The sequence below is a fragment of the Streptomyces sp. NPDC000880 genome (genome assembly GCF_053599675.1).
Window position 1 is genome coordinate 43,946 of record NZ_JBSFMS010000016.1, and the last position, 22,586, is coordinate 66,531.

18 protein-coding genes are annotated in these 22,586 nt (G+C 69.3%); 13 read left to right on the plus strand and 5 right to left on the minus strand.

Annotated features, from left to right (window positions below; genetic code table 11):
* Nucleotides 1-81 precede the first annotated feature (81 nt).
* The 3 genes from ACWDO5_RS08110 to ACWDO5_RS08120 all read right to left on the minus strand — a co-directional run bounded on the left by ACWDO5_RS08110 (nucleotide 82) and on the right by ACWDO5_RS08120 (nucleotide 4,155).
* Entirely contained in the window at nucleotides 82-918 is an 837-nt protein-coding gene (locus tag ACWDO5_RS08110; RefSeq protein WP_450529406.1) for an aldo/keto reductase, read from the minus strand.
* A gap of 241 nt (nucleotides 919-1,159) precedes the next feature.
* Nucleotides 1,160-2,959 carry an AMP-dependent synthetase/ligase gene (locus ACWDO5_RS08115; RefSeq protein ID WP_450529407.1) on the minus strand — a complete coding sequence of 600 codons (1,800 nt, stop codon included), beginning with the start codon at nucleotides 2,957-2,959 and terminating at the stop codon, nucleotides 1,160-1,162.
* 323 nt (nucleotides 2,960-3,282) lie between these two features.
* Nucleotides 3,283-4,155 (minus strand): LysR substrate-binding domain-containing protein, encoded by an 873-nt coding sequence (locus ACWDO5_RS08120; protein WP_450529409.1) that lies wholly within the window; start codon nucleotides 4,153-4,155, stop codon nucleotides 3,283-3,285.
* 124 nt (nucleotides 4,156-4,279) lie between these two features.
* On the opposite strand from ACWDO5_RS08120, the gene ACWDO5_RS08125 reads away from it, so the two are divergent.
* The 3 genes from ACWDO5_RS08125 to ACWDO5_RS08135 are packed head-to-tail and all read left to right on the plus strand — an operon-like array spanning nucleotide 4,280 to nucleotide 6,006.
* Nucleotides 4,280-5,374, plus strand: coding sequence for a bile acid:sodium symporter family protein (locus ACWDO5_RS08125; RefSeq protein WP_450529411.1), 1,095 nt, complete (start codon nucleotides 4,280-4,282; stop codon nucleotides 5,372-5,374).
* Nucleotides 5,375-5,430: 56 nt separating this feature from the next.
* On the plus strand, nucleotides 5,431-5,835 hold the full coding sequence (locus tag ACWDO5_RS08130; RefSeq protein ID WP_450529413.1) for a (2Fe-2S) ferredoxin domain-containing protein: 405 nt from the start codon (nucleotides 5,431-5,433) through the stop codon (nucleotides 5,833-5,835).
* 42 nt (nucleotides 5,836-5,877) lie between these two features.
* Nucleotides 5,878-6,006, plus strand: a complete 129-nt coding sequence (locus ACWDO5_RS08135; RefSeq protein ID WP_450529415.1) for a hypothetical protein — start codon at nucleotides 5,878-5,880, stop codon at nucleotides 6,004-6,006.
* 78 nt (nucleotides 6,007-6,084) lie between these two features.
* Here ACWDO5_RS08135 and fdhD read toward each other — a convergent pair whose 3' ends face one another.
* On the minus strand, nucleotides 6,085-6,924 hold the full coding sequence (fdhD, locus tag ACWDO5_RS08140) for a formate dehydrogenase accessory sulfurtransferase FdhD (RefSeq protein ID WP_450529416.1): 840 nt from the start codon (nucleotides 6,922-6,924) through the stop codon (nucleotides 6,085-6,087).
* An 82-nt stretch (nucleotides 6,925-7,006) separates the two neighbouring features.
* Complete coding sequence (locus ACWDO5_RS08145) at nucleotides 7,007-8,002, minus strand: 2-dehydropantoate 2-reductase (protein ID WP_450529418.1); 996 nt, start codon at nucleotides 8,000-8,002, stop codon at nucleotides 7,007-7,009.
* 236 nt (nucleotides 8,003-8,238) lie between these two features.
* Here ACWDO5_RS08145 and ACWDO5_RS08150 point away from each other — a divergent pair, with 236 nt between their 5' ends.
* The 10 genes from ACWDO5_RS08150 (at nucleotide 8,239) to ACWDO5_RS08195 (ending at nucleotide 22,567) form a co-directional block, all read left to right on the plus strand.
* Complete coding sequence (locus tag ACWDO5_RS08150; RefSeq protein ID WP_450529420.1) at nucleotides 8,239-9,186, plus strand: beta-ketoacyl-ACP synthase III; 948 nt, start codon at nucleotides 8,239-8,241, stop codon at nucleotides 9,184-9,186.
* Nucleotides 9,187-9,225: 39 nt separating this feature from the next.
* Entirely contained in the window at nucleotides 9,226-9,696 is a 471-nt protein-coding gene (locus tag ACWDO5_RS08155; RefSeq protein WP_450529421.1) for an NUDIX domain-containing protein, read from the plus strand.
* A gap of 98 nt (nucleotides 9,697-9,794) precedes the next feature.
* Entirely contained in the window at nucleotides 9,795-10,472 is a 678-nt protein-coding gene (locus ACWDO5_RS08160; RefSeq protein ID WP_450529470.1) for a GntR family transcriptional regulator, read from the plus strand.
* 700 nt (nucleotides 10,473-11,172) lie between these two features.
* Nucleotides 11,173-12,354, plus strand: coding sequence for an ROK family protein (locus ACWDO5_RS08165; RefSeq protein WP_450529422.1), 1,182 nt, complete (start codon nucleotides 11,173-11,175; stop codon nucleotides 12,352-12,354).
* 249 nt (nucleotides 12,355-12,603) lie between these two features.
* Nucleotides 12,604-14,127, plus strand: coding sequence for a sugar ABC transporter ATP-binding protein (locus tag ACWDO5_RS08170; RefSeq protein ID WP_450529424.1), 1,524 nt, complete (start codon nucleotides 12,604-12,606; stop codon nucleotides 14,125-14,127).
* Nucleotides 14,124-15,158 (plus strand): ABC transporter permease, encoded by a 1,035-nt coding sequence (locus ACWDO5_RS08175; protein ID WP_450529426.1) that lies wholly within the window; start codon nucleotides 14,124-14,126, stop codon nucleotides 15,156-15,158. The genes ACWDO5_RS08170 and ACWDO5_RS08175 overlap by 4 nt, the downstream gene beginning before the upstream one ends.
* A gap of 58 nt (nucleotides 15,159-15,216) precedes the next feature.
* On the plus strand, nucleotides 15,217-16,263 hold the full coding sequence (locus ACWDO5_RS08180; RefSeq protein WP_450529428.1) for a substrate-binding domain-containing protein: 1,047 nt from the start codon (nucleotides 15,217-15,219) through the stop codon (nucleotides 16,261-16,263).
* A gap of 46 nt (nucleotides 16,264-16,309) precedes the next feature.
* The gene (locus ACWDO5_RS08185; RefSeq protein WP_450529430.1) at nucleotides 16,310-17,542 is read left to right on the plus strand and encodes a Gfo/Idh/MocA family protein; all 1,233 of its coding nucleotides are present in this window, start codon (nucleotides 16,310-16,312) and stop codon (nucleotides 17,540-17,542) included.
* Between the two features lie 9 nt (nucleotides 17,543-17,551).
* Nucleotides 17,552-18,556: a sugar phosphate isomerase/epimerase family protein gene (locus tag ACWDO5_RS08190; protein ID WP_450529432.1), complete on the plus strand. Its 1,005-nt coding sequence runs from the start codon at nucleotides 17,552-17,554 to the stop codon at nucleotides 18,554-18,556.
* A 312-nt stretch (nucleotides 18,557-18,868) separates the two neighbouring features.
* Entirely contained in the window at nucleotides 18,869-22,567 is a 3,699-nt protein-coding gene (locus tag ACWDO5_RS08195) for a ThuA domain-containing protein (RefSeq protein WP_450529436.1), read from the plus strand.
* Nucleotides 22,568-22,586 lie beyond the last annotated feature (19 nt).

A 22,586-nucleotide genomic window follows, 5' to 3' on the forward strand; every position in this document is an offset into this window, starting at 1 on the left:
TGCGTCCGAGGAGCGCGGCCGTGATAACGACACATCGCCGCCCGGCATGAACCGGGCGGCGATGTGTCGTTCAGGCAGCGATCAGGCGCCGTAGGAGAACGTCGCCGGGTCGGGGCCGAGCCGCTTGCCCTCGTCCAGCGCCGCGAACGCCGCCAGATCGTCGGCGTCCAGCTCGAAGCCGAACACGTCGAGGTTCTCCTTGATCCGGGACGGGGTCACGGACTTGGGGATCACGATATTGCCGATCTGCAGATGCCAGCGCAGCACCACCTGGGCGGGGGTGCGGCCGTGCTTCCGCGCGACCGCGACGACCGTCGGGACCTCCAGGAGGCCCTTGCCCTGGCCCAGCGGGGACCAGGCCTCGGTCTTGATGCCGTGCCTGTCGTGGAAGGCGCGCAGCTCGCCCTGCTGGAGCTGCGGGTGCAGCTCGATCTGGTTCACGGCCGGGACGACCGAGGTCTCGCCGATCAGGCGCTCAAGGTGCTCCGGAAGGAAGTTGGAGACGCCGATCGCCTTGGCGCGGCCGTCCGCGTAGATCTTCTCGAAGGCCTTGTACGTGTCCACATAGGCGTCCTTGGACGGCAGCGGCCAGTGGATCAGGTACAGGTCGACGTAGTCGAGGCCCAGCTTGTCCAGCGAGGCGTCGAAGGCGCGCAGGGTCGAGTCGTAACCCTGGTCGCTGTTCCAGAGCTTTGTGGTGATGAAGAGTTCCTCGCGGCGGATGCCGGAGGCGGCGACGGCACGGCCGGTGCCCTCTTCGTTCTCGTAGATGGCCGCAGTGTCGATGCTGCGGTAGCCGGCCTCCAGGGCCGTGGCAACCGCCTGCGCCGCCTCGTCATCGGGCACCTGCCAGACACCGAAACCGAGCTGCGGCATGGCGACGCCGTTATTGAGGGAGATGGAGGGGACCTTGCTCACGAGCCTTCGATCCTTACGTCGTCGGTTGGTACTGCCAGGATCAACGATCACGCTTGCGGACGCATTCCCGACCTCGAAGTTGGCCTGATACAGCTCCGGCCTTATCGGTCCGGACCATTGACCGAGTCTCGTCAAGACACAACTCCATGGCTGGGCCCTGCGCAACCGGGACGCCCCGGCAGCGCAGTCGCGGCGGGACTGCCGCAGCTCGCGACTGGCGCGCCCCCCGGCGAGCACGTGCTCAGCGGTAGAGCGCGTCCACCTCGACCGCGTAGGCCGCCTCGATCGCCTTCCGCTTGAGCTTCAGGGACGGGGTGAGCAGCCCGAGCTCCTCGCTGAAGGGGTGCGCGAGTATCCGGAACGTACGGATCGACTCCGCCTTCGACACCAGGGTGTTGGCGGCCACCACCGCCCGGCGGATCTCCATCTCCAGATCCGGGTCCCGCACCAGCTCGGTCGGTGGAAGCGGCGCCTTGTTCTGCATGGCGAGCCAGTGGTCGACGGCCTCCCGGTCCACGGTGACCAGGGCCGCGATGTACGGACGGTCATTGCCGACGACAATGCACTGGGCGACCAGCGGATGGCTGCGCACCCGCTCCTCCAGGCCCACGGGCGAGACACTCTTGCCGCCCGAGGTCACCAGGATCTCCTTCTTGCGCCCGGTGATGGTCAGATAGCCGTCGTCGTCGAGCGCCCCGAGATCGCCGGTGGCCAGCCAGCCGTCGTGCAGCACGGCGTCGGTGGACTTCGGGTCGCCCAGATATCCGGAGAAGACATGGGCGCCGTGCAGCCACACCTCGCCGTCCTCCGCGATGTGCACCGTGGTCCCGGGGATCGGCTGGCCGACCGTGCCGTACCGCGTGCGCTCGGGCGGGTTCGCCGTCGCCGCCGCGGTCGACTCGGTGAGTCCGTATCCCTCGAAGACGGTGACGCCCGCACCCTCGAAGAAGAGGCCGAGCTGCCGGTTCATGCCGGAGCCGCCAGACATCGCGTGCCGGACGCGGCCGCCCATCGCGTCGCGGACCTTGCCGTACACGAGCTTCTCGAAGAGCTGGTGCTGCAACCGCAGTCCGGCGGATGGGCCGGGGCCGAGCCCGCAGGCCCGGTGCTCCATCGCCTCCGCGTACCTCACCGCCACATCGACGGCCTTGTCGAAGGGGCCCGTCTTCCCCTCGGCCTCGGCCTTGCGGCGGGCGGCGTTGAAGACCTTCTCGAAGATGTACGGCACGGCCAGGATGAACGAGGGCCGGAAGGCCGCCAGATCCGGCAGCAGGGCGCTCGCCTGGAGCACCGGCTGATGGCCGAGCTTGACCCGGCCGCGTACCGCCGCGACCTCGACCATCCGCCCGAAGACATGCGCGAGCGGCAGAAAGAGCAGCGTGGATGCCTCGTCGCCGGGCTTGGAGTGGAAGACCGGCTCCCAGCGGTCGACCAGGGTGTCGGTCTCGAACATGAAGTTGGCGTGGGTGATCACACAGCCCTTGGGGCGGCCGGTGGTGCCGGAGGTGTAGATCACGGTGGCGACCGAGTCGGGGGTCACCGCCCGCCGGTGCCGGTGCACCACCTCGTCGTCGATGCGGCCGCCCGCCCGGAACAGGTCGTCGACCGCCCCGGCGTCCAGCTGCCAGAGCCGATTCAGCTGCGGCAGCCGGTCGATCACCGAGCCGACAGTCATGGCGTGGTCCTCGTGCTCCACCATGCACGCGGACACCTCGGCGTCGTACAGTATCCAGAAGACCTGCTCGGCGGACGAGGTGGGGTAGATCGGGACGGACTGGGCGCCGACCGTCCAGAGCGCGAAGTCGAAGAGCGTCCACTCGTAGCGCGTAGGGCACATCAGCGCGACACGGTCCCCGAACCGCACACCGTGCGCGATCAGTCCCTTGGCCAGCGCCAGCACTTCGTCGCGGAACTGCGCGGAGCTCACGTTCTGCCAGTTGCCCGCCGCGTCCTTGCGGCCGAGAGCGACCCGGTCAGGATCGTCCGCGGCATGGTCGAAGACCGCGTCCGCAAGTCCGCCGACCTGAGGCGCTGCGGCCATGGGTGGGACAGTGAACTCGCGCAATGGCTGCTCCTTGTGGCGCTCCCCGCACAGCGCCGTGACGCTACCCCACCCGGCGGCCCGGCGGGAGAGCCTTTCAGAACTGTGGACGAATGGCATCACCACAGGTCAGCAGCGCATATCCGGCCACATGCGGAAGGCTCGGACGAGGTTCTGACCCTAGAGTAAGTAAGCTGCGCCGGAATCTCCACCGAATCTGTACGGTGCGATCACCGCCGCTCTCTACGAGGACGGGATCTTGGTCCGTACCTTCCCGGGACAACCAGGGCGAGCGGGGCAACGGGCGCGGGTGGTGATCGTACTCAGTGGCCGACCGGTCCGTGCAGCCGGTCACCGCTCGCCAGGATCGCGGAGGCCAGCGCGTCGGCTGCCTCCTGCGCCGCGTTCCGGCGGCGGCCGTGCAGCAGTACGAAGTCCACCGTGCCCAACTCCGGCAGCCCGGCGCGGTCGTGGACCGGCACCAGGCCCGGCGGGACCAGTCCGCGGCTGTGGGCCATCACGCCGAGACCCGCGCGGGCGGCGGCGACCAGGCCGCTGAGGCTGCCACTTGTGCACGCGATGCGCCACGGGCGGCCGTGCCGCTCCAGAACGTCGAGCGCACGGGCCCGGGTCACGGCCGGCGGCGGGAAGAGGATCAGCGGGACCGGGCGATCCGGATCGACGCGTACGCCGTCGGCCGAGATCCAGATCATGCGATCGCGCCAGACCAGCTCGCCGTGCGATTCGCCCTCCCGGCGCTTGGCGAGCACCAGATCCAGCCGACCCGCAGCCAACTGCTGGTGCAGCGTGCCGGACAGCTCGACGGTGAGCTCCAGATCGACCTGGGGGTGATCGCGCCGGAACGACTCCAGGATCTCCGGGAGCCGGGTCAGCACGAAGTCCTCGGACGCCCCGAAACGCAGCCGCCCGCGCAGCCGCGTACCCGTGAAGAACGCGGCCGCGCGCTCGTGCGCGCGCAGGATCGTCCGGGCGAAGCCGAGCATCGCCTCGCCGTCCTCGGTGAGCTCCACGCTGTGCGTGTCCCGGGTGAACAGCTGCCGCCCGGTCGCGTCCTCCAGCCGCCGCACATGCTGGCTCACCGTCGACTGCCGCAGCCCGAGCCGGCGGGCGGCCTGCGTGAAGCTCAGGGTCTGGGCAACCGCGAGGAAGGTACGGAGCTGGACCGGGTCGTACATCCTTCGAGGTTAGCGCGTCATCGCGATCCGTGATGACAGTCAGAATGGTACGTGGGATTCCCGATCGCGCCGATCCGGAGGAGCATGGGAGAGCACGATCCTGAACCGAGAGCAAGTGGAGCACATGAGCCGCCGCGCGTTGCAGTTCCCGTCCTGGCTGCCGATCGATCCGTACATCATGGCGCTGCTCGGGACCGTGGTCCTCGCGGCCCTGCTCCCGGCGTCCGGGGCCGCGGCCGATGTGGCGGGTGGGGCGTCGACCGGAGCAGTGGCGCTGCTGTTCTTCCTCTACGGAGCGCGGATGTCGACGCGCGAGGCGCTCGACGGGCTCAGCCAGTGGCGGCTCCATCTGACGGCGCTGGCCACGACGTTCCTGCTCTTCCCGCTGCTGGGTCTCGCGGCGCGGGGCCTCGAGCCACTGGTGCTCACCCCGCAGCTCTACAGCGGTCTGCTTTTTCTCTGCCTGGTCCCCTCGACCATCCAGTCGTCGATCGCCTTCACCTCGATGGCCCGCGGCAATGTCCCGGCGGCGATCTGCGCGGGCTCCTTCTCCAGCCTTGCCGGCATCTTCGTGACACCGCTGCTCGCGGCCCTGCTGCTGGGCGGCCGCGCGAGCGGCTTCTCGGCGGACTCGCTGCTGAAGATCGTGCTCCAGTTGCTGGTGCCGTTCCTGGCGGGGCAGCTGCTGAGGCGGTGGGTCGGCGGCTTCCTGACCCGCCACAAGATGGTGCTCGGGTATGTCGACCGCGGCTCGATCCTGCTGGTCGTCTACACGGCCTTCAGTGAAGGCATGCTCGCGGGCGTCTGGCACCAGGTGACGCCGCTGCGGCTGGGGGCGCTGCTGCTGGTCGAGGCCGTGTTGCTCGCGGTGGTGCTGGGGCTGACGTGGTACGGCTCGAAGCGGCTCGGCTTCGGGCGTGCGGACCGGGTCGCGATCCAGTTCGCGGGCTCGCAGAAGAGCTTGGCGGCGGGCCTGCCAATGGCGAGCGTGCTGTTCGGGGCGCAGGCGAGCCTGGCCGTGCTGCCGTTGATGCTGTTTCACCAGATGCAGCTGATGGTGAGCGCGGTGATCGCGAAGCGGCGGGCGCGGGATGCGGAGGCGGTGTCTTCCCCCTCCGCGCCGCTTCCCGGTGTGTCGACCGTGCGGCACCACCACGTGGTGGATGAAGCCCCGGCCACCGAGGAGTACGAGGGCGCTGACGCCCCTGTGTCCCGCTGAGTGCCGCCGCCCACGCACCCGGGCAACCCGCACCGCCCGTCTGACAAGATCACCCGGTGACGACGTACGCCATACGCCCCTTCCGTGCCCGCCCCTGCACTCTGGTCGTCTGCCGCGGATGCTGCTGCGGCGACGGCCGCAAGAACCCCGGCACCGACCACGAAGGGCAGTTGGCCAGGCTGCGCGGCGCCGCCGCGGGCTCCGGAGGGCGGCTTGCCGTCCGGACCAGTGACTGCCTCGGGCCCTGCGGACAGGCCAATGTGATCGTGGTCCAGCCCTCCAGCGAGGGCCGGCGCCGAGGGGCGCGCGCGGCCTGGGTCGGCTGGGCGCTCGACGACGACGCGACGGACGACGTCCTGGCGTGGGCCGTCGCCGGCGGCCCCGGACTCGCCGAACCCCCGGCCACCCTCGCGCTCCAGCTGATCCCGCCGCCCTCCGAAGCGCGCCGTCGTGCCCGCTGAGGCACCGTCACGGCGGCCTTTCTCGCGTGGGCCAGGGACGTCATGGCCAAGCATCCGAAGACCCCGGTCGTCGTCCTCACGCTCAACGGCCACTACTGGCCCGCCGCCCGCACGAACACCGCCGGCCACGACGTGCATCTGCGCATCGAACTGACCTCTCACGCGATTTGACCTCTCCCACGGAGGGACCCGGCCGATGCAGGGGGCGCTCCCCATCGGCCGGGCCCTTTTCCCGTGCAGCGGGGCGCTTCAGACCCCGGTGTGCAGGGCGATGCGCTCGTCGCCCGCGTACACGTTCATATTGGCGCCGCGCAGAAAGCCGACCAGGGTCAGACCCGTCTCGGCAGCCAGGTCCACGGCGAGCGAGGACGGTGCGGAAACCGCCGCCAGCACCGGGATTCCGGCCATCACCGCCTTCTGTGCCAGCTCGAACGACGCCCGTCCCGAGACCAGCAGGATCACCCGGGACAGCGGCAGCCGGCCGTCCTGGAGCGCCCGGCCGACCAGCTTGTCGACCGCATTGTGGCGGCCGACGTCCTCCCGGATGTCGAGCAGTTCGCCCTCCGGTGAGAACAGCGCCGCCGCGTGAAGACCCCCGGTCCGGTCGAAGACCCGCTGTGCCGCCCGCAACCGGTCGGGGAGGCCGGCGAGCAGGGCGGGCTCGACGCGGACCGGGGGAGTGTCGGCGATCGGGAAGCGGGTGGTGGTGCGGACGGCATCGAGGCTGGCTTTGCCGCACAGTCCGCACGAGGACGTGGTGTACACGTTGCGCTCGAGCGTGATGTCGGGGATGGGTACGCCGGGCGCCAGTTGCACGTCGACCACGTTGTAGGTGTTCGATCCGTCGTCCGTGGCGCCCGCGCAGTACACGATGTTCCGTACCTCGGTGGCCGCCCCGATCACGCCCTCGCTGACCAGGAAGCCCGCCGCGAGCGCGAAGTCGTCGCCCGGGGTGCGCATGGTGATGGCGAGCGGCTTGCCGTTGAGGCGGATTTCGAGCGGCTCCTCGGCCACAAGAGTGTCGGGACGGGTTGACACCGCCCCGTCCCGGATACGGATGGTGCGGCGGCGCTCGGTGACCCGTCCCATGGCGATAAATTCCGATTCTGTTTTTGTGCGTGTGGGAAGCCGAAGCGACCCTTGACGACTTCATTGTCCCGCACAGGCAGACTCATGCTGCGGTGCCCGGCGACGAGGCCGAGGTGGTGTTTGCGGCGAGGAGATCGGCGAGTGCGTGCACGGCGCACAGCTTCGGTACGGGAGTCCTGGTCAGAGCGGCCAGTTCGACGACGGCCGCGAGCAGCACGTCCAGTTCGAGCGGCTTGCCCTTTTCCAAGTCCTGGAGGGTGGAGGTCTTGTGGTCACCGACGCGCTCGGCGCCGGCGATGCGCCGCTCCACGGAGATCTTGGGGTGGCAGCCGACCGCGGCCGCGACCTCGAGCGTCTCGCGCATCATCGTCTCGACCAGCGCCTTGGTGTCCCGGTGGCGGCAGATCTGCGCCATCGTGGCCCGCGAGAGCGCGCTGATCGGGTTGAAGGAGATATTGCCGAGCAGCTTGATCCAGATGTCGTTGCGCAGATCGGGCTCGACGGGGCACTTGAGCCCGCCCGCCACCATCGCCTCGCTGAATTCGAGACAGCGCTGCGACACGGTCAGGTCCGGCTCCCCGATGGAGAACCGGGTGCCTTCCAAGTGGCGTATGACACCGGGGGCTTCGAGCTCGGTGGCTGCGTAGACGACACACCCGATGGCGCGCTCGGGCGGCAGTGTCGCGCTGACCGCGCCGCCCGGGTCGACACTCTCGATGCGGCGTCCGGTGTACGGCCCGGGCAGACCGTGGAAGTACCACCAGGGGATGCCGTTCTGCGCGGCGATGACGGCCGTACGGTCGTGCAGCAGCGGATGCACCAATGGGCCCGATGCCGCATAGGAATTGGCCTTCAGACCTAGGAAGACGTAGTCGACGGGCCCGACCGAGGCCGGGTCGTCGGTGGCAGCCGGACGCGCGGTGAAGTCGCCGCGCGGGCTGAGAACCCGCACGCCGTCACGGCGCATAGCCGCCAAGTGCGGGCCACGGGCGATGAGGTGGACCTCGGCGCCGGCGCGATGGAGCGCGGCACCGACATATGCGCCGATGGCACCGGCGCCGACAATTGCGACTTTCACGGGGGCTCTCCGTTCGGGTGAGCGACCGAGCGAGGGTAGGACGCTGGTAGTTGACACCGGGGGTTGGTCGACAGAATATTGTCTACAGTATCCCGTTCGGGCGGTCAAGGGTCGGCACATACTTCGGGAAAGCTCCAAAGTCCGGCCCTGGAACCTGTGGGATCACATGCCGTCGTACCGGGTGGTAGCAGCCAAGACTGGGTGATTCCACTGTCTGTATCGAGGGGGAACCGCATATGACCGGCTCACGCATCGTCGCGCTCGGGCACTACCAGCCCGCCAAGGTGCTCACCAATACAGACCTGGCCGCCATGGTCGACACCAGCGACGAGTGGATTCGCAGCCGCGTCGGGATCGAGACCCGGCATGTGGCCGGACCCGACGAGCCGGTCGACGAGCTGGCCGCGCACGCCGGCGCGAAGGCGCTCGCCTCCGCCGGACTCGTGCCCGACGACATCGATCTCGTCCTGGTCGCCACCTCAACCGCGATCGACCGCTCGCCCAACACGGCGGCGCGCGTCGCGGCCCGTCTCGGTATGGGCTCGCCCGCCGTCATGGACCTCAATGTTGTCTGCGCGGGCTTCACGCACGCGCTCGCCACGGCCGACCACGCCGTACGGGCCGGAGCTGCTGCCCGTGCCCTGGTCATCGGCGCCGACAAGATGGCCGATGTCACCGACTGGACCGACCGCACCACCTGTGTGCTCGTTGGCGACGGGGCGGGCGCCGCGGTCATCGAGGCGACCGGTCCCGGCTCGGACGGAGAGATCGGCCCGGTCCTGTGGGGCTCGGTCCCGCAGATGGGCCACGCCGTACGGATCGAGGGCACCCCACCCCGCTTCGCGCAGGAGGGCCAGTCCGTCTACCGCTGGGCCACCACGCAGCTGCCGCCCATCGCCCGCAAGGTCTGCGAGCGCGCGGGCGTCACCCCGGAGGAGCTCGCCGCGGTCGTCCTGCACCAGGCGAATCTGCGGATCATCGAACCCGTCGCCCAGAAGATCGGCGCGGTGAACGCCGTGATCGCCCGCGATGTGGTGCAGTCCGGCAACACCTCGGCCGCCTCGATTCCGATGGCGCTCTCCAAGCTGGTCGAGCGCGGCGAGATCGAGTCGGGCGACCCGGTGCTGCTCTTCGGCTTCGGCGGCAATCTCTCGTACGCGGGTCAGGTCGTCCGCTGCCCCTGAGGGCGGCCGCGCGGCCGCCCCCGGGGCAGACTGAACCGCATGGCAGCGAAGCGAAGCGCGGGCCTGTTGCTGTTCCGCAGGCGGGGTACGGACACCGAGGTGCTCACCGGCCATATGGGAGGGCCGTTCTGGCAGTCCCGCGACGACGGGGCCTGGTCCGTGCCGAAGGGCGAGTACACCCCGGACGAGGAGCCGAGGGCCGCCGCCCGGCGGGAGTTCGTGGAGGAGCTCGGTGTCCCGCCGCCCGAAGGGGAGTGGCTGCCGCTCGGCGAGGCACGGCAGACCGGCGGCAAGATCGTCACAGTCTGGGCACTCGAGGGCGACCTCGACACGGGCCTGGTGGTGCCGGGCACCTTCACCATGGAGTGGCCGAGGGGCTCGGGCCGGATGGAGGAGTTCCCCGAGATCGACCGGGCCGAGTGGGTCTCCGTGGCGGAGGCGAGGGAGAAGCTGGTGACGGGGCAGCGGGTCTTCCTCGACCGGCTGGAGGAACTGCTCGATTCCGGCTGAAGGTGACGAGGATCTCGACCCAGGGGGGGATTGCGCTCGGTAGACTGTAGACGATAGCCAATTGTCGCTCACTGTTGCTCGCCAGGAGGGGAACCGTGATGTTGTCCACAGGACTGCCGCAGGGAACCGTGCCCAAGCTGGAACGCCCTGGGCCGCTGCGTGAGCGGGTCTACGAGGCGCTGCTCGAACTGATCACGACCCGCGCACTGAGCCCCGGCCAGCACCTGGTCGAGAGCGAACTCGCCGGCCATCTCGGGGTGTCCCGCCAGCCCGTGCGCGAGGCGCTGCAGCGGCTGAACACCGAGGGATGGGTCGATCTGCGCCCGGCGCAGGGCGCGTTCGTCCATGAGCCGACCGAGGCCGAGGCGGACCAGTTGCTCTCGGTCCGTACCCTGCTCGAGGCAGAGGCCGCCCGGCTCGCCGCGGCGAACTCGGGCTCCGCGGGCATCGCCGCGCTCGAAAAGCTGTGCGCACAGGGCGAACAGGCCGTCGCGGACGACGACGTCGACCTGACTGTGGCCACCAACGCCGCCTTCCACGCCAAGGTGATGGAGCTCGCCGGGAACCTCGTACTCGCCGAGCTGGCGGCACAGGTGGACCGCCGGGTGCGCTGGTACTACACGCCCGTCGCGCGACAGCGCGGCCGTCAGTCCTGGATCGAGCACCGGGCTCTGATCGCGGCGATCTCGGCCCGCGACGAGCAGCGGGCGACGGAGGTCCTGCGGGCGCACACGGAGCACACCCGCAGGACCTACCACCAGCGCGAGCGCTCGTAGCCGGGGCTCCGCCGAATCCAGCCCGCCGGGCGTCCCAAGCGGACGACGTCCGGGGGAGTTCGAGACCGCGCCCGAAGGGCGTACGGGGTCTGGGGACTTGCCCCGCTCGGCCCCCGGTTACGGGAACGAACCCCTGGGCGAACGCGGCCGCGTTGGCATCCGCCCACTGCTGGAACGTACGCGGCTCCCTGCCCGTCCCCTCCCGTACCGTCGGCAGCACCCGCGACTCATCGAGCGTGCCGTCGGAGTAGAAGCTGAAGAAGGCGTCGACGTACTTCGCCGGCATCTGCGCGCTCATCTCGGCCCGCGCCTCCTCGTCGGACTGCCCCTCGAAGCGCAGTTCGCGGCCGAGCACCTCGCCCAGGATCCGCACCAGGTCCGCCGGCAACAGCGATTCCGGTCCGGACAGGGCGTAGACGCGGCCCTCGTGCTCCTTGGAGCGCAGGGCCGTCGCCGCGACCGCCGCGAAGTCCCACGGGTCGCATGCGTTTACCCTCTCGCAAGCCCTCACTCTCACCAGTGTCTTCGGGCGATCAGACCTTTGTCGTGGCTCCGGGCGATCAGATCTTTGTCCCGGGTGTGGAGAAAGTTGTGCCGGAACTCTGCGCAAGTTCTTCCCAGTTCGGGAAAGCGCTGCTACGTTCCCCTCGAAAGCCCGACGGAAACGGCCTGGAATGGCGGGGAGGGGCACGTGAGACGTATGACCGCTCGACCCGCGAACGCGCACCAGGAGCGATTGCTCAGGCTGTTGCGCGACGGTGGGCCCAACTCCCGTGCGCAGCTGGGCGATCAAGTGGACCTGTCCCGTTCCAAGCTCGCCGTGGAGGTCGACCGGCTCCTTGAGACCGGGCTCGTGGTCGCCGACGGCCTCGCCGCCTCGCGCGGCGGGCGGCGCTCGCACAACATCCGCCTGGCCCCCGCGCTGCGCTTCCTCGGCGTCGACATCGGCGCCACCTCGATCGACGTGGCCGTCACCAACGCCGAGCTGGAAGTGCTCGGCCACCTCAACCACCCCATGGACGTACGCGACGGCCCGGTCGCCGTCTTCGAGCAGGTGCTGTCGATGGCGGCCAAGCTCAGGGCCTCCGGACTCGCCGAAGGCTTCGACGGCGCCGGCATCGGCGTCCCCGGGCCGGTCCGCTACCCCGAGGGCGTGCCGGTCGCGCCGCCGATCATGCCCGGCTGGGACGGCTTCCCGGTACGCGAGGCGCTCAGCCAGGACCTCGGCTGCCCGGTCATGGTCGACAACGACGTGAACCTGATGGCGATGGGGGAGCAGCACGCGGGCGTCGCACGTTCCGTGGGCGACTACCTCTGCATCAAGATCGGTACGGGCATCGGCTGCGGCATCGTCGTCGGCGGTGAGGTCTACCGCGGTACGACGGGCAGCGCCGGCGACATCGGCCATATCCAGGTGGAACCGGACGGCCGCGCCTGCGCCTGTGGCAACAAGGGCTGCCTGGAAGCCCACTTCAGCGGTGCCGCGCTGGCCCGCGACGCCGAGGACGCGGCCCGCGCCGGTCAGTCGGAGGAGCTCGCCGCCCGGCTGGAGGCGGCGGGACGGCTCACGGCCGCGGATGTCGCGGCCGCTGCCGCCGCGGGCGATGCCACCTCGCTCGACCTCATCCGCGAGGGCGGCAATCGCGTCGGTCAGGTCATCGCCGGACTGGTCAGCTTCTTCAACCCCGGGCTGGTAGTGATCGGCGGCGGGGTGACCGGCCTCGGTCACACGCTGCTGGCGAGCGTACGCACCCAGGTCTACCGCCAGTCGCTGCCGCTGGCGACCGGCAATCTCCCCATCGTGCTGGGCGAGTTGGGGCCGACCGCCGGAGTGATCGGCGCGGCCAGGCTCATCAGCGACCACCTGTTCTCGCCGGCCTGACACACCAGGCCGGACGATCGCACCACGCCAGGCGCGCCGCAAGGCGTGAGCACCACCGGCAAGTGAACCACCGGCAAGTGAACCACCGGCAAGTGAACCACCGGCAAGTGAACCACCGGCAAGTGAACCACCGGCAAGTGAACCATCTGCAAACGGAACCACCCGCAACAGAGCCGCCCGCAACGGAACCACCCGCAACAGCACTTCGCCCTGCCCGCTCACCGGCCGCACCCGCCGAGGGGATTTGTCATGGCACCACAACCACCCCTGCTCACCATGTCCGGCATCACCAAGTCGTTCCCGGGCGTTCGCGCCCTCGACGGTGTGGACCTGGAGGTCCAAGCCGGCGAGGTCCACTGCCTCCTCGGCCAGAACGGCGCCGGCAAATCCACCCTGATCAAGGTGCTTGCCGGAGCACATCAGCCCGACACCGGAGAGATCACCTGGCGCGGCGACGCCGTCTCCCTCAAATCGCCCATCGCCGCCATGCGCCTCGGCATCGCCACCATCTACCAGGAGCTCGACCTGGTCGAGGGACTGTCCGTCGCCGAGAACGTCTTCCTCGGGCACGAGCCCACCTCGGCCGGTTTCGTCGTACGCGGTAAGGAGGCCCGGTCGGCAACAGACGTGATCCTCAAGCGACTTGGGCACCCAGAGATCGACCCGGCCCGGCACGTCGGCGACCTCTCCGCCGCCCAGCAGCAGATCGTCTCCATGGCCCGCGCGCTCTCCCACGAGGTACGCCTCATCGTGATGGACGAGCCCTCCGCCGCCCTCGACCCCGACGAGGTCGACAACCTCTTCCGTACCGTCGGCAATCTGACCGCCGACGGCGTCGCCGTCGTCTACATCTCCCACCGGCTCGAAGAGATCCGCCGCATCGGCGACCGGGTGACCGTACTGAAGGACGGCCGGGCGGTCGCTGTCGGCCTGCCCGCACGGGACACTCCCACCCGCGACATCGTTGCCATGATGACCGGACGGAACGTCGAGTACGTCTTCCCCGAGCGGCCCGACCCTGCCCGCGCGGCGGATCAGCAACCGGTGCTGCGGGTCGAAGGGCTCGCCAGGGAAGGGGAGTTCGCGCCCGTCGACCTGGAACTGCGCCCCGGCGAGATCGTCGGGCTCGCCGGACTCGTCGGCTCCGGACGCTCCGAGATCCTGGAGACTATCTACGGCGCACGCAAGCCCAGCGCCGGGCGCGTCCTGGTCGACGGCAGCCCGCTGCGCCCCGGCAGCGTCCGCTCGGCCGTCCGCGCCGGAATCGGACTCGCCCCCGAGGAGCGCAAGGCGCAGGGGTTGCTGATGCTGGAGTCCGTCACCCGCAATGTCTCCGTCTCCTCCCTCTCCCGCTTCTCCCGCGGCGGCTGGCTCGACCGCCGCCAGGAGCGCACCGACGCACAGCAGGCGACCAGGGAACTCTCGCTGCGCCCCGACAACCCCGACGCCCGCATCCGCACCCTCTCCGGCGGCAACCAGCAAAAGGCCGTGCTCGCCCGCTGGTTGCTGCGCGGCTGCCGGGTGCTGCTCCTCGACGAGCCCACCCGCGGCGTTGACGTCGGCGCCCGCGCCGAGCTGTATGCCGTGATCCGCCGGCTGGCCGACGAAGGCCTCGCCGTACTTCTCGTATCCAGCGAAGTGCCCGAAGTCCTGGGCCTCGCCGACCGGGTGCTGGTGCTCCGCGAGGGCAGCGTCGTGCACACGGCCGACGCCCGGGAGCTCGACGAGCACCGCGTACTCGACCTTGTAATGGAAGGGAGCCCGACGGCATGACGCAGCCAGCCTCTCCGGCGCGGCAGGACGCGCCTATACCCACCGCCAAGTCCGCACCGGCAGGCGGAGGTTGGCGTCGCCCGCTCGGACTGCGCGCCGATGTCCGCAATCTCTCGCTGCTCGGTGTCCTCGCCGTACTGATCGCGGTCGGCGGCATCACCAAGCCCGATCAGTTCCTCGCCATCAGCAATCTTCAGCTCGTCCTCACCCAGGCCTCCATCATTGGTGTCGTCACCGTCGGCATGACCTTCGTGATCACCAGCGGCGGCATCGACCTGTCGGTCGGCGCGATCGTGGCGCTGGCCTCGGTATGGGCGACGACACTGGCGACACAGGAGTACGGCTTCGCGGGCATCTTCTTCACCGCGGTGATCGTCGGACTCGGCTGCGGTCTGGTGAACGGACTGCTCATCGCGTACGGCGGGATGGTGCCGTTCATCGCGACCCTCGCCATGCTGGCATCCGCCCGCGGACTAGCCCTGCAGATCACGGGCGGCAAGACCCAGATGGTCACCGTCAACTCCGTACTGGACCTGGGGATCAGGGACGCCTACATCCTCGGCATCCCGCCGCTGGTGCTGGTGTTCGCGGCGGTCACGCTCGTCGGCTGGCTGCTGCTGAACCGTACGACCTTCGGGCGGCGGACCGTCGCGGTCGGCGGCAACGCGGAAGCCGCCCGCCTCGCCGGCATCGACGTACAGCGTCAGCGGCTCTATCTGTATCTGCTCTCCGGACTGTGCTGCGGAATCGCCGCCTTCATGCTGATCGTGCTGGCCGGCTCGGGACAGAACACCAACGGCAATCTCTACGAACTCGACGCCATCGCCGCGGCGATCATCGGCGGCACCCTGCTCAGCGGCGGCCGGGGCACCATCGTCGGCTCGGTGCTCGGCGTTCTCGTCTTCACCACCATCACCAACATCTTCGCCCTCAACAACCTGGAGAGCGCCGTCCAGCAGATCGCCAAGGGCGCGATCATCGTCGCCGCCGTCCTGGTCCAGCACCGAACGTTGCGCGGCGGCGAGGCCTGACCCCCGCCCCCTCCACTTCCCCATCTGTCGAACCGCCCAGCTGAAGGGTTGATCCGTCATGCCAGAAATCCCAGCCACCAGCCGCAGAGGTCTGCTCTTCGGCACCGCCGCCGTCTCCGCCGGCGCGCTGCTGACCGCCTGCACCAGCAACGAGCCCAAGCAGACCGCACAGGCCTCCAACAATGTCCCGGCCGCCGACGACAAGCCGGGCAAGGCCGTGACCATCGGCTTCGCCGGACCCCAGGCCGACCACGGCTGGCTCAACGCCATCAACGTGAACGCCAAATCGCGGGCGGAGAAGTACTCCGAGGTGACCCTGGAGATCACCGAGGGCTCGAACGACACCGCCGCCCAGATCGGCCAGGTCCAGACGCTGATCAACAAGAAGGTCGACGTACTCGTCATCCTGCCGGCCGACGGCAAGGCGCTGACCCAGGTCGGCCTGCAGGCCATGAAGGCGGGCATCCCCGTCATCAACCTGGACCGGGTCTTCGCCTCCCCGCAGGCGTACCGCTGCTGGATCGGCGGCGACAACTACGGCATGGGCCTCAACGCCGGCAACTACATCGGCGAGCAGCTCAAGGACAAGCCGAACGCCAAGGTCATCGAGCTGGCCGGGCTTGACAATCTGGAGCTCACCAAGCAGCGCACCCAGGGCTTCGACGACGCCCTGAAGAACTACCCCAACATCAGGAAAGTGGCCCGCCAGGCTGCCGACTTCACCGTCGAGTCCGGCCAGGCGAAGATGGCTCAGCTCCTCCAGGCACAGAGCCAGTTCGACGCACTGTGGAACCACGACGACGACCAGGGCGTGGGCGCGCTGCGCGCCATCGCACAGGCCGGCCGCAAGGACTTCCTGATGGTCGGCGGCGCCGGCGCCAAGTCCGCGATGGACGCCATCAAGGCCGACAACAGCGTCCTGAAGGCCACCGTCCTCTACCCGCCGACCATGGCTGCCTCCGCCATCGATCTCGCCCGCGCGCTGGGGCAGACCAAGGGCGTCAGCGGGATGTCGGAGCTGGAGATCCCCGCCTCGATCACCCTCTACTCGGCCGTCGTGACCAAGGACAACGTCGACGAGTACCTGCCCACCGGCTTCAGCTGACCGGCGCGCCCGCCCCCACCGAGCAGACCGACGAGGAGGAACCCGTATGGAACAGAGGGACAGTGAGGCCGCTGTGCCGACGCTAGGCGTCGGCATGGTCGGATACGCGTTCATGGGCGCCGCCCACTCCCAGGGGTGGCGCACCGTGGGACGCGTCTTCGACCTGCCGCTGCGGCCGGTTCTCGCCGCGATCGGCGGCCGTGACGAGGCAGCCGTGCGGGCCGCGGCCGCCAGACACGGCTGGGCTGCGGCGGAGACCGACTGGCGCGACCTCGTGACCCGTGACGATGTGCAGCTCGTCGACATCTGCACACCGGGGGACAGCCATGCGGAGATCGCGATCTCGGCGCTGGAGGCGGGCAAGCACGTTCTGTGCGAGAAGCCGCTGGCCAACTCCGTCGCCGAGGCCGAGGCGATGGTCAAGGTGGCCGAACGTGCCAGGGAGCGTGGCCAGTTGGCGATGGTCGGCTTCAACTACCGGCGCGTGCCGGCGATCGCTTATGCGCGCCGGCTGATCGCCGAGGGCAGGCTCGGCACCCTGCGGCATGTGCGCTTCACCTATCTCCAGGACTGGCTGGTCGACCCTCAGTTCCCGCTCACCTGGCGGCTCAAGCGCGAGCACGCGGGCTCGGGCGCGCTGGGCGATCTTGGCGCGCACATCGTGGACCTCGCGCAGTATCTGTCGGGGGAGCCACTGGTCGGCGTCTCGGCGCTGTCGGAGACCTTCGTACAGGAGCGTCCGCTGCTCGCCGGTGCTTCGGCCGGTCTCTCCGCTTCGGGCGGCGCCGAGCGGGGGGCGGTCACCGTCGACGACGCGGCCGTGTTCACCGGGCGGCTCGCGTCGGGTGCGCTCGCCTCCTTCGAGGTCACCCGGATGGCGTCCGGACGCAAGAACTCGCTGCGGCTCGAGATCAACGGTGAGCTGGGGTCGCTGTCCTTCGACCTGGAGCGGCTGAACGAGCTGTCCTTCCACGACCACACCGAGCCCGCCGCCTCCTCCGGCTTCCGGCGGATCCTCGTCACCGAGTCGGAGCACCCGTATCTGGAGGCGTGGTGGCCGCCCGGCCACGCGCTCGGCTACGAGCACACCTTCGCCCACCAGGCCCGTGACCTGGTCGTGGCGATCGCCACGGGCAGTGACCCCGCGCCGTCGTTCGCCGACGGGCTGCAGGTCCAGCGGGTGCTCGCCGCGGTGGAGGAGAGCGCGGAGAAGAGCGCCGTCTACACACCCGTACAGACTCCTGTACAGGCCAAGGCTCCTGTACAGGCACAGGTCTAGGAGGTCCGAATGCCACGTCCGTTCACGCTCTTCACCGGCCAGTGGGCCGATCTGCCGCTGGAGGAGGTCTGCCGGCTCGCCCGGGACTTCGGCTATGACGGTCTGGAACTTGCCTGCTGGGGCGACCACTTCGAGGTCGACAAGGCGCTCGCCGACCCCTCGTACCTCGACGGGCGGCACGCCCTGCTCGACAAGTACGGCCTCACCTGCTGGGCGATCTCCAACCATCTGGTCGGACAGGCGGTCTGCGACAGCATCATCGACGAACGCCACCAGGCCATCCTGCCCGCCCGGATCTGGGGCGACGGTGAGGCCGAAGGCGTACGGCAGCGGGCAGCCGCCGAGATCAAGGACACCGCGCGGGCCGCGGCCGCATTCGGGGTGCGCACCGTCGTCGGGTTCACCGGATCGTCGATCTGGCATCTGGTGGCGATGTTCCCGCCGGTGCCGGAGCGGATGATCGAGCGCGGTTACGAGGACTTCGCCGAGCGCTGGAACCCGATCCTCGACATCTTCGACGCGGAGGGGGTGCGCTTCGCCCACGAAGTGCACCCCAGCGAGATCGCGTACGACTACTGGACCACCAAGCGCGCGCTGGAGGCGGTCGGCAACCGGCCGGCCTTCGGGCTCAACTTCGACCCCAGCCACTTCGTCTGGCAGGACCTGGACCCGGTCGGCTTCCTGTACGACTTCCGGGACCGGATCTACCACGTGGACTGCAAGGAGGCGCGCAAGCGCCTCGACGGCCGCAATGGCAGGCTCGGTTCGCATCTGCCGTGGGGGGATCCGCGGCGCGGCTGGGACTTTGTCTCGGCCGGACACGGTGACGTGCCGTGGGAGGACGTCTTCCGGATGCTGCGCTCGATCGGCTACGACGGCCCGATCTCGGTGGAGTGGGAGGACGCCGGAATGGATCGGCTGGCCGGCGCACCGGAAGCGCTTGCCGATCTGAAGCGATTCGATTTCGACCCTCCTACGGCCTCCTTCGACGCGGCCTTCGGCGGCGGCGACTAGGACGTCCGGCCAGGTCCGAGCCCGGTGGCGGATCCGCCGCCGGGCAGGTCCGGCCTGCCCTGAGACGGCTTTGTCCTGTGGTAGGAAAAAGTTGAACTTCCCTGCTGCACAAGGGCTTTCCGTCCCGGACGAACCCGGATACGGTCCATGAGGTGTACAGGCACATAGGTGGTCCCCGGCGTGACGGCGCACTCCGGTTCCCACGGCAATCAGCCCGGTGCGCGGTGCAGGACGAGCACCGCCCCGAGAGCGCGCACAGAACGCGTTCCAAGGCAACCCGCCCGTTCGACCGGCCTATCCCGGAGGACATTCGTGCACAGGAAAAGACTCAGAGCCCGCAAGGCACTCGCACTGATCACCGGCAGCCTTCTGGCCGCCACCTCGCTCGCCCTGACCGCGCCGCAGACGGCGCTCGCCGCCGACCCCGCACCGGCCCCGGCCGCCGAGGAGTTCCAGCAGGTCACCCTCGCCAAGGGCGGTGAGGAGACCGGCGAACCGATGTCGCTGGCCGTACTGCCCGACCGCAGTGTGCTGCACACCTCCCGCAACGGCGAGCTGCGGATGACCGACAGCGCCGGCAACACCCGTGTAGTGGGCACCATCCCCGTCTACTCGCACGACGAGGAAGGCCTCCAGGGCATCGGCCTCGACCCCAACTTCAGCGAGAACCGCTCCATCTACCTGTACTACGCGCCTCCGCTGAGCACCCCTGCGGGCGACGCCCCGAACGAGGGCACCGCCGAGGACTTCGCGAAGTTCGACGGCGTCAACCGGCTCTCGCGCTTCGTGCTCAAGGCCGACGGCACCCTCGACAACGCCAGCGAGAAGAAGATCATCGACGTCGCGGCGACGCGCGGCATCTGCTGCCACGTCGGCGGCGACATCGACTTCGACGCGCAGGGCAACCTCTATCTGTCGACCGGCGACGACACCAACCCCTTCGCCTCCGACGGATACACCCCGATCGACGACCGGCCGGGCCGCAACCCCGCGTACGACGCCCGCCGCACCTCGGGCAACACCAACGACCTGCGCGGCAAGATCCTGCGGATCAAGGTCAACGACGACGCGAGCTACTCCATACCCGACGGCAACCTCTTCGCGCCCGGGACCGCCAAGACCCGGCCCGAGATCTACGCCATGGGCTTCCGCAACCCCTTCCGGTTCAGCGTCGACAAGAAGACCGGCGTCGTCTACGTAGGCGAGTACGGCCCCGACGCGGGCGCGGCCGACCCCCAGCGCGGCCCGGGCGGCCAGGTCGAGTTCGCCAGGATCACCAAGGCCGGCAACTTCGGCTGGCCCTTCTGCACCGGCAACAACGACGCCTACGTCGACTACGACTTCGCGACGAAGACGTCCGGAGCCACCTTCGACTGTGCGGCACCCAAGAACGAATCTGCGTACAACACCGGCCTGGTCGACCTGCCGCCGGCGCAGCCGGCCTGGATCCCCTACGACGGCGGCTCCCTGCCCGAGTTCGGCAGCGGCTCCGAGTCCCCGATGGGCGGACCCGTGTACCGCTACGACGCGGCCTCCACGTCCCCGGTGAAGTTCCCGGAGGCATACGACGGAGACTACTTCGCCGGTGAGTTCGGCCGCCGCTGGATCAAGCGGATCGAGCAGGGCGCCGACGGCGCGGTCCAGTCCATCAACCCCGTCCCGTGGACCGGGACCCAGGTGATGGACATGGCCTTCGGACCCGACGGCGCGCTGTACGTACTCGACTACGGCACCGCCTGGTTCGGCGGCGACGAGAACACCGGCCTCTACCGCATCGAGAACGCCACCGGCGGACGCTCGCCGGTCGCCGAGGCAGCCGCGAACAAGACCTCCGGCAAGGCCCCGCTGAGAGTCGCGTTCTCCTCGGCAGGCACCACCGACGGCGACGGGGACTCCCTGACCTACGCCTGGGACTTCGGCGACGGCGGCAAGTCCACCGTGGCCAACCCCACGTACACGTACAAGAAGAACGGCACCTACACGGCGACCGTCACCGCCAAGGACCCCAGCGGCCGCACCGGCTCGGCCAGCGTCCATGTCGTCGTCGGCAACACCGCGCCCACGGTGACCCTGGAACTCCCGGCAGACGGAGCGCTGTTCAGCTTCGGCGACGAGATCCCCTTCAAGGTCAAGGTCACCGATCCCGAAGACGGCGCCGCCGGGGCGATCGACTGCGCCAAGGTGAAGGTGACCTTCATCCTGGGCCATGACAGCCACGGCCACCCGGTCACCTCGGCCAACGGCTGCACCGGCACCATCAAGACCTCGGCCGACGGCGGCCACGACCCGAACGCCAATATCTTCGGAGTCCTCGACGCCGAGTACACCGACGGCGGGGGCGGCGGCCAGGCCGCGCTCACCAGCCACGACCAGGTGCAGCTCCAGCCGCGCCACCGTCAGGCCGAGCACTACAGCAACTCCTCGGGCGTCACGCTCCAGAACAAGGCCGGCGCCAACGGCGGCAAGACGGTCGGCGACATTCAGAACAACGACTGGATCTCCTTCAAGCCCTACAACCTGACCGGGTCCACCAAGCTCACCGCCCGCGTCTCCTCCGGCGGCGCCGGCGGCTTCCTCGAGGTGCGCACCGGCTCGGCGGACGGCCAGATCCTTGGTTCCGCACCCGTGCCGGTCACCGGCAGCTGGGACACCTTCCAGGACATCGACGTACCGCTGCGGGCAGTGCCGAAGAAGACCACCGAACTGTTCCTGGTCTTCAAGGGCGGCGCCGGAGCGCTCTATGACGTAGATGACTTCGAGCTCTCCAACAGCGCACCCGACCGGACAGCCAAGCGCGTCCTGGTCTTCTCCAAGACCGGCGGCTTCCGGCACGACTCCATCCCGGCCGGCGTCGCGGCACTCAAGGAACTCGGCAAGACCAGCAACATCACGGTCGACGCCACCGAGGAGGCGGGCCAGTTCACCACCAGCAACCTCGCCCGGTACGACGCGGTCGTCTTCCTGTCCACCACCGGTGACGTGCTGAACGCCGAGCAGCAGAAGGCGTTCGAGAACTACGTCGCCACCGGCGGCGGCTACATGGGCGTGCACGCCGCGGCCGACACCGAGTACGACTGGAAGTTCTACGGCGGGCTCGTCGGCGCGTACTTCGCCGGCCACCCGCAGATCCAGCCCGCCACCGTGCGGGTCGAGGACCACAACCATCCGTCGACCGCGCACCTGGACGACGCCTGGGAGCGCACCGACGAGTGGTACAACTACCGCACCAACCCGCGTACGCAGGCCCGTGTGCTGACCACGCTGGACGAGACCAGCTACCAGGGCGGCACCATGAAGGGCGACCACCCGATCGCCTGGTGCCAGACCTACGAGGGCGGCCGCGCCTTCTACACCGGCGGCGGCCACACCAAGGAGTCGTACGCCGAGCCGGCCTTCCTTCAGCACCTGCTGGGCGGCCTGCGCTACGCGTCGGGCCAGGTCAAGGCCGACTGCAAGCCGCAGACCGGATACCGGTCGATCTTCAACGGCGAGACCCTGGACGGCTGGAAGCAGGCCGGGCCCGGAAAGTTCAACGTCGTCGACGGCGAACTGCGCACCGAGGGCGGCTTGGGCATGCTCTGGTACCAGGCCAAGGAGCTGAAGTCGTACTCCGTCAAGCTCGACTGGAAGATGGATGGCGACGACAACTCCGGTGTCTTCGTGGGCTTCCCGGCCTCCGACGACCCCTGGTCGGCGGTGAACAAGGGCTATGAGGTGCAGATCGACGCGACGGATGCGGCCGACCGCACCACCGGCGCCGTCTACAGCTTCAAGTCGGCCGACATCAAGGCCCGCGACCGCGTCCTGCGGCCGCCGGGCCAGTGGAACAGCTATGAAATCCGGGTGCAGGGTGAACGGCTCCAGGTCTTCCTGAACGGCGTGAAGATCAACGACTTCACCAACACCGACCCGGTACGCAGCCTGAAGGACGGCTACATCGGCATCCAGAACCACGGGGCCGACGACCAGGTGTCCTTCCGGAACATCCAACTCAGGGAGCTGCCCTCCTAGGCGCGCCCGTCAGACGACG